This window comes from Rhodopseudomonas sp. P2A-2r (assembly GCF_026015985.1).
Classification (GTDB): Bacteria; Pseudomonadota; Alphaproteobacteria; order Rhizobiales; family Xanthobacteraceae; genus Tardiphaga.
The window spans coordinates 1,092,641-1,105,196 of record NZ_CP110389.1 but is presented as its reverse complement, the minus strand read 5'-3'; the positions used below and the strand labels follow the sequence as shown (position 1 = coordinate 1,105,196).

The window sequence follows — 12,556 nt, the reverse complement described above, 5'->3', positions numbered from 1 at the left end:
AGCCTGAATTCCCCGTCATCACCGATGACCAGACGGCTCCGCCTCCAAAAAGGTGGGCGGAGCGTAAAGGAGATTTGCCATGAGCAATGCACCGCTGATGCCAAAGGCAACTGCCGTGTGGCTGGTCGACAATACGGCGCTGACCTTCGACCAGGTTGCCGACTTCACCAAGATGCACCCGCTCGAGATCCGCGCGATCGCCGACGGCGACGCCGCCCAGGGCATCAAGGGCATGGATCCGATTTCCAACGGCCAGCTGACCCGCGACGAGATCGAACGCGGCGAGAAGGACAAGAATTATCGCCTCAAGCTCGAGGAGAGCAAGGTGATCCTGCCGCCGGCTGCCAAGAAGAAGGGCCCGCGCTACACCCCGGTGTCGCGCCGCCACGAACGGCCGAGCGCGATCCTGTGGCTGGTGCGCAACCATGCCGAGCTGAAGGACAGCCAGATCATGCGGCTGGTCGGCACCACCAAGACGACGATCGCCTCGATCCGCGACCGCACCCACTGGAATGCCTCGACCCTGACGCCGATGGACCCGGTGACCCTGGGCCTCTGCTCGCAGATCGAACTGGATTTCGAAGTGCAGCGCGCGGCCAAGGAAAAGCCGACCGATCAGGCCTATGGCGGCGCGACGTTGCTGCCGGCCTCCGAAACCACCCGCAAGGAGGAGGAATACGAGACCTCCGAACGCAGCGGCGACGACCTCAATGTCGATGCGGTGTTCGCCAAGCTCAAGGGCATCGGCGGCACCAAGAAGGCCGAAGACGACGAGGAGTAGGTCTTTCGCACCTCGCGAGACGCGCTTTCAGCACTCAATCGGAAAGAAGCGGCGAAGAAATTCGCCGCTTCTTTTGCGCATCACGCTCGGCTCTTGTGCCCCGGACGCCATGCTAGACGCAGTGTTGCCTCTCAGAGCCGGGCCATAACGAACGCTGGAGCCTGTGCCTGGGGCGGCTCCGCATCCGGGACACACGACAGCCCTTACACAAACTTCACTTTCCAAAGCCGGCCGAATCCTGCGACATCGCCGCTGGCAGGCACCATGGCCTGCGCCGGGGACCCTCACGATGGCATCGCTCTGGCTTGGTCTGGTGCGCCTGGTCGCCGGCTTCCGGCGCGGCCTGCGCGATCCCGAATTCCGCGCCATCCTGTTCCTGATCGCGGTGGCGATCGGGGTCGGCGCGACATTCTTCCGCGTCATCGAACAGTGGCCGTGGATCGATGCGGCCTATTTCAGCGTGATGGCGCTGACCACCGTCGGCGACGCCACCCTGGCGCCGACCACGGCGATCGCCAAGATCTTCACCATGGGGTTCTCGATCTGCGGCATCGGCCTGATGCTCGCCTTCCTGTCGCGGCTGTCGTCGTTTCGCGACCACGACAGCAACCAGGACGAGCGGAAATAATCCTCACGCCTTCTTGAGAAATTCCACCCGCAGCACCAGGCCCTTGATCTTGTCGGTGCGGCCTTCGATTTCCTCCTCGTTGTCGGTGAGGTGGATGTTCTTGATCACGGTGCCGCGCTTCAGCACGGTGGAGGAGCCCTTCAGCTTGAGATCCTTGATCAACGTGACGGTATCGCCTTCGGCAAGCAGCGCGCCGTTGGAATCCCTGACCTTGATATCCATGGTGTATCCTACTTTTCTAGCGCACGCGGCACCACTGTCATCGCCCGGCCAGGCGCTCAATTGCGCGCCTGGAACGGACGACCCAGCAGCCACCGGTGCCGACGATGGAGCCGCGCTGACTCCGAATACTGGATCACGGGCTTTCGCGGGTGATGACAACTGAGCGTAATCGCGCGACGCACTCTTACTTCGACATCACACCGAATAACAATACCTACAAAAAAACGCGGCACCGGTTTGCACCGGTGCCGCGCGCAAAAGTGCCGGCTCAGAACTTGTAGGTGATGCCGGTGCCGATCAGCCAGGGATCCAGATTGACCTTGCCGGTGATCGGGGTGCCATTGGCCAGGCGGCCTTCCCAACCCGGGCGCAGCCAGAGCTTCTTGACGTCGACGTTCCAGCCCCAATGCTTGTCGAGCATGTAGTCGAAGCCGAACTGCACCACCGGCGCGGCGGCGTCCTTCAGATGGCTGTCGATGACGGTGGTGCCGCCCGCGGACTGGCTGAAGAACCAGGTGTAGTTGACGCCGGCACCGACGTAGGGCTTGAACGCGCCGAAATCGGTGAAGTGGTACTGCAGGGTGAGGGTCGGCGGCAGCAGCCAGGCCTTGCCGACATCGACACCGGCCAGCGCATCAGCGCCGGTGACATGGTGCTTGGTGACGCCGAGGATGAGTTCGGCCGCGATGTTCTTGGTGAAGAAGTAAGAGATATCGAGCTCGGGAACGACCTGATCGGAGGTCTTCAGCGACGAGCCCGGGACCTGGTCGACACGACCGCCATTTTCCGGGATCACGCCGAGCACGCGCAGGCGAATCATCCAAGGATTCCATTCTTCGACGACCGGCGCCTTGTAATAGGGTGCCTTGGCCGGGAGGTCGGCGGCCTGCGCCGGTGCTGCGAGGGCGCCGAGCGCCGCTGTCGTCATCAGCACTGACAGTGCTGTCATAACTTTCTTCATCAAACTTCCCCAAATGTTCAATCGTCAGCGTGAACGGACTCAGCTGGCTGGTTCAGAACAGAGACGACAGCGGGGAATTCGGATAATTGATCGAGATCAAACCGGGTCAGCCGCCGGCGACGTTTGCCCTCGACCGTGGCTTTGATGTCACAGAGCGCGCGCCACGACGCGGTGGCCATTCACCGGACAATGCCTCGCAAGAGCAGGCGGATCGAGCGCCCCAGCCGATGCGGGGAATCGTCCGTCCTACGGACGGTCCGGATTATTCAGCATGTGTTCGCCAAGATTGCGCTGGGCACGATCGGCGCGGGCGACGGCGTTGCTGCGCTGGACGTCGCGATCCTTGCGGCAGGCCGCATATTCGCTGGAGCCGACCGTAACACCGTTGGCGCGGCAGATGGCGTCGTCATCCTCGCCCAGGCTGGAGACCGGGATATCGCTGCGCCGCGCACAGGCGCCCAGCGCGAGCGCCGCGAGCGTCAGAACAATCAGAGGGGTCGGAGTCGGTCGCATGAAAAATCCTGGCGGCGTGACGGTGGCGCCGTGTTTAGCGCGAAATGCGGGGATTGTAAGGTATAGATGCCGGGCGGCGGAGGCACCCTCCCTCGCCCCCTGGCGAAGCTTCGCTTCGCACCACTTGCGGGGAGAGGGTCGGGTGAGGGGCACTTCGGCCCGCAAACACGGACTCGTGGTCAGCAATGTGCCTCGCCCCTCACCCGACCGGCTTCGCCGGTCGACCTCTACCCGCGCAGGATGCGGGGAGAGGTTAAGACAGCACTACACCCTGCCCTTCAGCGCCTCGCCGATCTCGCCCAGCGCATTGGGATCCTCGATGGTGGCGGGCATCGCCCAGTCGTCGCCATCGGCGATCTTCTTGATGGTGCCGCGCAGGATCTTGCCCGAGCGCGTCTTCGGCAGCCGGGCCACGGTGATGGCGAGCTTGAACGCCGCCACCGGCCCGAGCTTGTCGCGCACCAGCGCCACCACTTCCTTTTCCACCTGCGCCACCGGCTTGGTGACGCCAGCCTTCAAGACCAGGAAGCCACACGGCACCTCGCCCTTGATGGCGTCCTTGATGCCGAGCACGGCGCATTCGGCGACGTCTGGATGCGAGGCGAGGATCTCCTCCATGCCGCCGGTGGACAGCCGGTGGCCGGCGACATTGATGATGTCGTCGGTGCGGCCCATCACATAGACGTAGCCATCCTCGTCGAGATAGCCCGCGTCGGAGGTCTTGTAGTAGCCGGGGAACTCGTTGAAGTAGGCTTCCTTGCAGCGCTCGTCCTGCTCCCACAGGGTCGGCAGGCAGCCCGGCGGCATCGGCAGCTTGATGACGATGGAGCCCATGGTGCCGGCCGGCAGCGGCTTGGCCGCCTCGTCCACCACATCGACCTGGTAGCCGGGCATCGGCACCGTCGGCGACCCATGCTTGACCGGCAGCAGGCCGAGGCCCACCGGATTGCCGGCGATGCACCAGCCGGTCTCGGTCTGCCACCAGTGATCGACCACCGGCAGCTTCAGCTGCTGCTCGGCCCACTCCACCGTCGGCGGATCGGCGCGCTCGCCGGCCAGGAAGAGCGTGCGCAGCTGTGACAGGTCGTATTTGCGGATGAAGGCGCCTTCGGGATCCTCCTTGCGGATGGCACGAAACGCCGTCGGTGCCGTGAACAGCGCCACGGCTTTGTGCTCCGAGATCACGCGCCAGAACGCGCCGGCGTCCGGCGTGCCCACCGGCTTGCCCTCATACATGATCGAGGTCGCGCCATGCAGCAGCGGGCCGTAGATGATGTAGCTGTGGCCGACCACCCAGCCGATGTCGGAAGCGCACCAGAACACTTCGCCCGGCTTGATGCCGTAGAGATTCCACATCGACCATTTCAGCGCGACCATGTGGCCGCCATTGTCGCGCACCACGCCCTTGGGCTTGCCGGTGGTGCCGGAGGTGTAGAGGATATACAGCGGATCGATGGCAAGGACCGGCACGCAACCGGCTGTCTTGCCGACGGCGATGGCATCGGCGCGCAGGCTGGCCCAGTCGTGGTCGCGGCCTTCGACCAGGTCGCACCCCTGCTGCGGGCGCTGCAGGATGATACAGGCGTCCGGCTTGATGCTGGACAGGCTGATCGCCGCGTCGAGCAACGGCTTGTAGTGCACGATGCGGCCGGGCTCGAGGCCGCAGCTGGCGGACAGGATCAACTTGGGACGGGCATCCTCGATGCGGGTCGCGAGTTCCTTGGCGGCAAAGCCGCCGAACACCACCGAATGCACCGCGCCGATGCGCGCGCAGGCCAGCATGGCGATCATCGCTTCCGGCACCATCGGCATGTACAGCACCACGCGGTCGCCCTTGGCGACGCCGAGATCCTGCATCACCGCGGCCAGCGTCGATACTTCGTGCAGCATCTGCGCATAGGTGAACTTGGTGATCGTGCCGGCCAGCGGCGAGATCGTGGATCAGTGCCAGCTGGTCAGCGCGGCCGGAGGCGACATGGCGGTCGAGCGCGTTGTAGCAGGTGTTGACCACGGCGCCGGCGAACCAGCGTCCATACAGGCCCATGGCGGGATCGAAGACCTTCTTCGCAGGTTCGATCCAGTCGATCTCGCGCGCCGCCTCGCCCCAGAATCCCTCGGGATCGCTGATCGAACGGGCATGGACCTCGCGATAGCGGCTTTTGGCATGGATGTTCATGGCGTCGCTCCCGTGCGCGGTCATTGGCGACCGCTTCTTGTAGTTGTCTTACCCCGTTTCCGGCGTCCGCGCCTCATGCTCGTGCGGACCGCCCGGATGGCGCGAGGCCATCCGGGTGCGGCCGGGCTACTGGCAGTAATACCGCCGGCCGTCATAACCCCGATAGGTGCCAGTGGCGGGATCGAACGAGCGGTAGCGCGAGAAGCAGTAGGCCTCCCAGCCCGGTCCCGGACCGACCGGCGCGACGTAGACCGGCGCCGGCGCGTAATAGCCGCGGCCATAATACGGGCCGCCATAATAGTCGCGCTGCTGGCTCGCCGCGATACCGCCGATGATCAGCCCGGCGATTCCCGCCGCGGCAGCGGCAGCAGCCGCGTCGCCGTGGCGCCCGCGAACCGCGACGATGTCCGAGCCGGCCGTCGACGTCATGGCCGTCGAAGCCGGGTTCAGCGGCGCCGCGCCCGCCGGCGCAAGACCGGCAACCATTCCAAGCAAGGCCGCCGCAGCAACCCCAACACACAAGCCGCGAGATATGTTCATGGAAAACTCCTCTGTGAGTTTTCATAGTGGCTCCGGCGCGGGAACCTGGCGTTGATCGAGGTCAACACGCCCGCGCAAAGGCAACCTCACGCTGCATCCGGCGTCGCCTTGCGCATGGCCTGCAGCGGCGCGAATTCCTCGACGGTCAGGGTCTCCCTGGCGATCAGCAGCGCGGTGCCGGCTTCGAGATCGTCGCGGCGACGTTCGAGAATCGCCTGCGCGGCGGCGCGGCCCGCCTCGATCAGGTCGCGCACCGCCAGATCGATCTCGCGCGACGTCGCTTGGGCGGCACTCACCACGGTGTCCTGGGCGGAGGGCATGAAGGCCTGGGGCCGCGCGGCGTAAGTGCGCTGGCCGATGGTGGCGTCCATGCCGTATTTGGTCACCATCTCCACCGCGATTTCGGTGGCGCGCTGCAGGTCGTCGGCGGCGCCGGTGGAGATGTCGCCGTCGAAGATCAGCTGCTCGGAGGCGCGACCGCCCATCAGCACGGCGATGCGGTTCTTCAATTCGCTGGCGGTGAGCAGGAAACGGTCCTCGGTGGGGCGCTGCATGGTGTAGCCGAGCGCGCCGACGCCGCGCGGAATGATCGACACCTTCTGCACCGGATCTACGCCGGGCAGGCTCGCCGCCACCAGCGCATGGCCCATCTCGTGATAGGCGACGCGGCGGCGCTCAGCCTGGTTGAGCACGCGGCTCTTCTTCTCGATGCCGGCAACGATGCGCTCGATGGCGACGGTGAAGTCGTCGAAGGTCACCTTGCTGGCGTTGCGCCGCGTCGCCGCGATTGCCGCCTCGTTGATCAGGTTGGCCAGATCGGCGCCGGTGAAGCCGGTGGTGAGGCTGGCGACCTTGTCGAGATCGACGTCAGGGCCCGCGTGAATCTTGCCGATATGGACCTTGAGGATGGCGATGCGGCCGCTCTTGTCCGGTCTGTCGACCAGCACCTGGCGGTCGAAGCGCCCGGCGCGCAGCAATGCCGGATCGAGGATCTCCGGCCGGTTGGTGGCGGCGAGCAGGATCACGCCGGCACTGGGATCGAAGCCGTCGAGTTCGGACAACAGCTGGTTGAGGGTCTGCTCCTTTTCATCGGTGCCGCCGAAGCCGCCGGGCTGGCGGCTGCGGCCGAGCGCATCGAGCTCATCGATGAAGATGATGCAGGGCGAGGCCTTGCGCGCCTGCTCGAACAGGTCGCGCACCCGCGCCGCACCGACGCCGACGAACATCTCCACGAATTCCGAACCGGAAATCGAGAAGAACGCCACGCCGGCTTCGCCGGCCACCGCCCGCGCCAGCAGCGTCTTGCCGGTACCGGGCGGCCCGACCAGCAGGATGCCTTTCGGCACGTGAGCGCCGAGCCGGCCATAGCTCTTCGGGTCCTTGAGAAAGGACACCACCTCCTGCAGTTCGAACTTGGCCTCGTCGACCCCGGCAACGTCCGCGAAGGTCACCTTGATGTCGGTCTCGACATAGACCTTGGCCTTCGACTTGCCGATCGACATCAGCCCGCCCAAACCCTGGCGATCGACAAGCTTGCGGCCGAGGAACATCCAGATGAAGTAGAACATCGCCGCCGGCACGACCCATGACAGGATGGTCTGGATCAACCCGCCAGACGGAACGCCGGTGACCACGACGCCCTTGGCCGCCAGCTTCTCGGCCAACGCCTGATCGACGCGGGCGGTGACGAAGGCGGATTTGCCGCTTGGCAGCTTGTCTTTCAACTTGCCCTGGATCGTATCCTGGCCCACCGCCACCTCGGTGACGCCGCCCTGCGCCACCAGTTGTTCGAACTGGCTGTAGGGAATCGTATCGATCTGGCTGTAGGTCGCCAGCGCCCATTGCAGCAGCAGCATGCCGATGCCGGCGGCGACGAAATAGCCGATGGTGATGCCCTGCTTGCGCGAGTCGGGGTCGTCGGTCGCCATCGATACTCCAATCAGGCGACCGCGACGGATGCCGCCGCAGGCGCGCTTGCATTCACTGCAGGGTTATTTTTTCGCCGGCGCAAACGACTGGTTGCTGAACGGCGATGCGACCGGCTGCTGGATGACGACGAAGCCGCGCTCCATGGTCTGGTGGCAGGCGTTGCAGCCGGCGGTCAACGTGCCGAAGCTGGCGGCAAACTTCTTGCCGTCTTTGGCCTTGATGGCCGCGGCGAGCAGATCCAGCGGATCCGACATGGTGGTCAGGTTGCTCACGGGCATGCCGGAATACATCCCGGCGGCATCGGACAGACCGCCCTTGATCTGCGCCAGCTCATAGGCCGCCAGATCCCAGTTGAGATTCTTTGCCGCAAACCACAGCTTGATGTGGCGCGACTGGATCGCGTTCATGAGATCGCCCAGCCGCGGCGTGTAGTCGCTGCTCGTCGACCTCGACATCTGGGCAACGGCGGGGAAGCCACCAGCACGACCAGCGCAAGGGCTGCGATCACGACACGACGCTTCATGGGCATCCTCTTTTGCAAGTCGCCGGCCGCGACGGCGACCACGATGCCGAATACTAGACTGGCGCCGGCTGTCGGACATTGAGCGGGATCAAGGCATTGCCCTGCGGCCGGGCCAGCCGGCCGCAGGCAGGTTACTCAATCGCCGTCGCGGCCGAGCAGTTGCTGCAATCGTGCCTGCAGTGCAGCCTTCAGGTCATAGCCGGGCCGGCCGAATGCGGCGTTGCGCTTTTCCAGAAACGCCCCTGCTCGCGGCGCAGGCGGCGGCCAAGCGGCGTATCGACGCCGGCCTCGCGCAGGACACGGCCAAGGGCGCTGTCGACCTCGCGATCGAGATCGGCCAGCGCCGGGTCGGCGCAGATCGCTTTATCCACCGATCGCCTTGCCCTGGCACAATTGAAGCTGGGTTTGCCGGCCACCGCGCGCTGCGCGCCGATCTTCTCGAGTTCCAGCGCCAGCGCCTTGTAGTTGGCCCGCGCCGCCTCGTGCTGGGAATTGAGTTTGATCGCGGCGCCGAAATCGGCCAGCGCGTGTTGCCGGTCGCCCTTCCTGCGCCACAGTTCGCCGCGGCTGTTGAAGGTGTCGGCGAGCGTCGGATCGAACCGCAGCACGGCATCATAATCCCCGATGGCGCGGTCGATCTCGTCGCGGCGCACGAACACAGCAGCACGCGCCAGCAAGGCCTTGATGCGATCCGGCTTCGCGGTCTTGTCGTTGTCGATCAGGACGCCGCAACTGGCGACGATCCGGTCATCGTCCGCTGCCGCGATCGCTGCGACGCAGGGCGCGGGATCGATGACGGGATCGGCCGGCGGGTCGCTCGGCGCCGTGTGCGCAACGCCGGACGCCATACACAATGCCGCGCTGACGAGGAGAGCGTGGAGAGCGTGGAGACTCCGTCGCATGCTGGATCCGTAACTCAGGTGATGGCCATTCCGGGGCGCGACGATGCGGTGACCTCAGCCGACCTTCAGCGTCAGCCCGCCGTCGACCACCAACTCGATGCCGGTGACATAGCGCGATTCGTCGGAGGCCAGAAACAGCGCGGCGTTGGCGACGTCCCACGCCTCGCCCATATGGCCCATGGGCACCATGGCGTCGCGCGCGCGCCACATGGCGGCGACGTCGCCGGCGGCGTAACTCGCAGCGAGGCCCGCGGAATGCTCGACCATGGGCGTCTTCATCAGGCCGGGCAGCACGCAGTTCACGCGGACATGTTTCGGCGCGAATTCCACGGCGGTGACGCGGGTCATCTGGTTCATCGCCGCCTTGCTCGCGGCGTAGGTGACATAGGAAATGCCGAGCTGGCGGATCGAGGCGACCGACGAGATGTTGATGATGGAGCCACCGCCCTGCTTTTCCATCACCGGAATGACGTGCTTCATGGCGAGGAAGCAGCTCTTCAGGTTGACCGCGAAGACGCGATCCCATTCCGCCTCGGTGACATCGACCACGTTGCCGACCTCGGCAATCCCGACATTGTTGTCGAGCACGTCAATGCGGCCATAGGTCTTGAGGCAGGCCGCCACCATGGCCGCGACCTGATCGGCGCTGGACACATCGGCGGTATAGGCGGTGGCGTGGCCCGCCTCCGACGTGATGATATCGACGGTTTCCTGCGCGGCACGGCCGTTGCGGTCGACACAGAACACGTGGGCGCCCTCGCGGGCGAAGGTGACGGCGGTGGCCTTGCCGTTGCCCCAGCCCGGCCCGATCGAGCCGGCGCCGACCACGAGTGCGATTTTTCCCTTGAGGCGTTGCATCGGACGTTTCCCCTGTCTGATCTTTATTTGTTATCGCAGGCGCGCATGATGGTAACATTCGCGCCGACGGGATGGTCGAGAATTTCCGACAGCGTCCGGCAGCGGCCATCGTTGCACAGCCGCCATTCGCCCGCCGCTCCCGAATTGCCGAGCGCCAATTCAGGCATCGGCGCGCGCTGCGGTCGCCATTGAAACCAGCCATTGACCAATCGTGCCTCGGGCGGCGGCTCCATGCCGGCGCCGGAGCCCTTGACGCGGGCCTGCACCAGTTCAAGGCCGGCCGGGGTGATCGCCCAGTCTTCCTGCCAGTCGACCTTCTCGATCGAATGGGTCCACACCAGCGTGAACGCCGCCACGGCCAGCGTCTTGGTGACGCCGGCGGAAATCAGGCAGAGGCTCAAGCCGCGGCCACTTTATGCGTGGGACGCTGCCGCCACTGCCAGATCACGATGCCGATGGTCATGATGTAGCCGATCCAGTCGCTGTAGACAAACTCGCCGAGCAGGCAGAGCGCGGCGACGAACGACACCAGCCGCTCGCCGAAATTCATGCGCGTGAACAGGAAGCCGATCGCCGCCATGCCGAACAGCGCAATCGCCACCAGCGCCTTGAAGGTGGCGTAGACCACCGCGCCATAGAAGCCGAGTTCGAGCGCCATCGGATCGCCGGGCTGCAGCATCAGCGCCGGCGAATACACCGCGATGAACGGGATCACATAGCCCGCCAGGGCGATGCGCATCGCCTCCCAGCCGATCTTGTCGGGATTCTCCCGCGCAATCGGCGCCGCGGCGAGTGCCGCCAATGCCACCGGCGGCGAAAGGTCGGCCATGATGCCGTAGTAGAACGCGAACATGTGGCTGACGATCAGCGGCACGCCGAGCTTGGCCAGCGCCGGCGCGGCCAGCGCGGCGGTGATGATGTAGGTCGGGATGGTGGGAATGCCGGTGCCGAGCAGGATCGACAGCAGCATGGTCATCACCAGCGCCAGGAACAGGCTCTTCTCGCCGAGCCCGATCACCCAGCCGCCGAAGATGGTGCCGACGCCGGTCTGGGTCATCATGCCGATGATGGTGCCGACGATGGCGCAGGCCATGCCGACGGTGAGCGCCGACTTGGCGCTGTCGGCCAGCGAGTCGCGGCAGGCCGCGAGCGTGGCGCGGCCGCCGCGGGTGAGCGCGCTGATCAGCACCAGCGCGAACACGATCGCCGCCACCAGGCGGATGTCGATGCCGTCGCGGAACGTGACGCCGACGATCAGCGCCAGGCCGATCCAGAAGATGAAGCGCAGCGCCTGGTTGGAGAAGCCGAGCACGATGCTGGCGCCGAGGATCAAGCCGACGGTGAGCGACAGACCCATGGTGCCGGCATAGAGCGGCGTAAAGCCCTCGAACAGCATGTAGACCAATGCCGCCAGCGGCAGGACCAGGTACCAGCGCGCGACCAGCGCCTTCCAGGCATTCGGAATTTCGGACTTCTTCATGCCGACGAGGCCGTGCTTGCCGGCTTCGAGATGCACCATCCAGAACGCCGAAGCGAAATACAGGATCGCCGGAATGACCGCCGCCTTGACGATGGCGGAATATTCGACACCCAGCGTCTCCGCCATGATGAAGGCAACCGCGCCCATCACCGGCGGCATGATCTGGCCGCCCATCGAGGCGGTGGCCTCGACGCCGGCGGCAAACGCCCGGCGGTAGCCGAACTTGATCATCAGAGGAATCGTGAACTGGCCGACGGTGACGACGTTGGCGACGCCGGAACCGGAGATGGTGCCCATCATGCCGGAAGCGAACACCGCCACCTTGGCCGGTCCGCCGCGGGTGCCGCCGAACAGGCCGAGCGACACGTCGGTGAACAGCTGGATCATGCCGGCGCGTTCCAGGAACGAGCCGAACAGGATGAACAGGAAGATATAGGTGGCCGACACATAGATCGGCACGCCGTAGAAGCCTTCGGTGCCGAACGACAGGTGAGTGATGACCTGGTCGAAATCATAGCCGCGATGATTCAGCGGCGCCGGCAGGTACTGGCCGAAGAACCAGTACAGCAGGCAAGCCCCGCACATCAGCGGCAGCGCCAGGCCCATCAGCCGGCGGGTGCCTTCGAAGATCAGCACCGCCAGCAGCGTACCCACCGCGAGATCGAGCCGGGTCGGATCGCCGTCCCGGGCGATCAGGTCAGCATAGAAGATCCACTGGTACAGGCCGCAGATGAAGCCAAGACCGCCGATGAACCAGCCGATGGCGCGGCCGGTGTTGTTCTTCGCGGTGAAGTTGCCGATCAGACCGAAGGTCATCAGGATCAGGAAGCCGACATGGACGCCGCGCACCACCTGGCTCGGCAGCACGTTCCACGCCGCGATCACCAGCTGGAAGGTCGCGAAGGCGATGCCGATCGCATAGGCCAGCTTGCCCCAGCCGCCCGGACCGAAGCCTTCGGGGAAACCGTGCTCGAAATTGTCGAACTCAACCTTGACGGGCTCCGCGCCCTCAGCCTGCAGCATCAACGTGGTCCTCGAATATG

12 protein-coding genes and 1 pseudogene are annotated in these 12,556 nt (G+C 65.3%); 2 read left to right on the top strand and 11 right to left on the bottom strand.

Features of this window, described 5'->3' with window-relative positions; all coding sequences use genetic code 11:
- Positions 1–79: 79 nt before the first annotated feature.
- Together ONR75_RS05155 and ONR75_RS05150 are read left to right on the top strand one after the other, a co-directional pair.
- Positions 80–781 carry a DUF1013 domain-containing protein gene (locus tag ONR75_RS05155; RefSeq protein ID WP_265081671.1) on the top strand — a complete coding sequence of 234 codons (702 nt, stop codon included), beginning with the start codon at positions 80–82 and terminating at the stop codon, positions 779–781.
- Between the two features lie 289 nt (positions 782–1,070).
- Positions 1,071–1,409 (top strand): potassium channel family protein, encoded by a 339-nt coding sequence (locus ONR75_RS05150; RefSeq protein ID WP_265081670.1) that lies wholly within the window; start codon positions 1,071–1,073, stop codon positions 1,407–1,409.
- Between the two features lie 3 nt (positions 1,410–1,412).
- Here the strand turns inward: ONR75_RS05150 and ONR75_RS05145 are convergent, their stop codons facing one another.
- The 11 genes and pseudogenes from ONR75_RS05145 to ONR75_RS05095 all read right to left on the bottom strand — a co-directional run bounded on the left by ONR75_RS05145 (position 1,413) and on the right by ONR75_RS05095 (position 12,536).
- Positions 1,413–1,631: an alkylphosphonate utilization protein gene (locus tag ONR75_RS05145; RefSeq protein WP_265081669.1), complete on the bottom strand. Its 219-nt coding sequence runs from the start codon at positions 1,629–1,631 to the stop codon at positions 1,413–1,415.
- A gap of 268 nt (positions 1,632–1,899) precedes the next feature.
- Complete coding sequence (locus tag ONR75_RS05140; RefSeq protein ID WP_265081668.1) at positions 1,900–2,592, bottom strand: OmpW/AlkL family protein; 693 nt, start codon at positions 2,590–2,592, stop codon at positions 1,900–1,902.
- Positions 2,593–2,838: 246 nt separating this feature from the next.
- Positions 2,839–3,105, bottom strand: coding sequence for a hypothetical protein (locus ONR75_RS05135; protein ID WP_265081667.1), 267 nt, complete (start codon positions 3,103–3,105; stop codon positions 2,839–2,841).
- Positions 3,106–3,369: 264 nt separating this feature from the next.
- Positions 3,370–5,281: pseudogene (locus ONR75_RS05130) on the bottom strand (propionyl-CoA synthetase).
- 126 nt (positions 5,282–5,407) lie between these two features.
- Entirely contained in the window at positions 5,408–5,821 is a 414-nt protein-coding gene (locus ONR75_RS05125) for a BA14K family protein (RefSeq protein WP_265081666.1), read from the bottom strand.
- A gap of 86 nt (positions 5,822–5,907) precedes the next feature.
- Positions 5,908–7,749 (bottom strand): ATP-dependent zinc metalloprotease FtsH, encoded by a 1,842-nt coding sequence (gene ftsH / locus ONR75_RS05120; protein WP_265081665.1) that lies wholly within the window; start codon positions 7,747–7,749, stop codon positions 5,908–5,910.
- 63 nt (positions 7,750–7,812) lie between these two features.
- Entirely contained in the window at positions 7,813–8,205 is a 393-nt protein-coding gene (locus ONR75_RS05115; RefSeq protein WP_265081664.1) for a hypothetical protein, read from the bottom strand.
- 256 nt (positions 8,206–8,461) lie between these two features.
- Positions 8,462–9,121, bottom strand: a complete 660-nt coding sequence (locus ONR75_RS05110) for a hypothetical protein (protein ID WP_320109696.1) — start codon at positions 9,119–9,121, stop codon at positions 8,462–8,464.
- Between the two features lie 108 nt (positions 9,122–9,229).
- Entirely contained in the window at positions 9,230–10,033 is an 804-nt protein-coding gene (locus ONR75_RS05105) for an SDR family NAD(P)-dependent oxidoreductase (RefSeq protein ID WP_265081663.1), read from the bottom strand.
- A gap of 23 nt (positions 10,034–10,056) precedes the next feature.
- Positions 10,057–10,434: a DUF1850 domain-containing protein gene (locus tag ONR75_RS05100; protein ID WP_265081662.1), complete on the bottom strand. Its 378-nt coding sequence runs from the start codon at positions 10,432–10,434 to the stop codon at positions 10,057–10,059.
- Entirely contained in the window at positions 10,431–12,536 is a 2,106-nt protein-coding gene (locus ONR75_RS05095; RefSeq protein WP_265081661.1) for a TRAP transporter permease, read from the bottom strand. Before ONR75_RS05095 ends, ONR75_RS05100 begins: the two co-directional genes overlap by 4 nt.
- Positions 12,537–12,556: the final 20 nt, after the last annotated feature.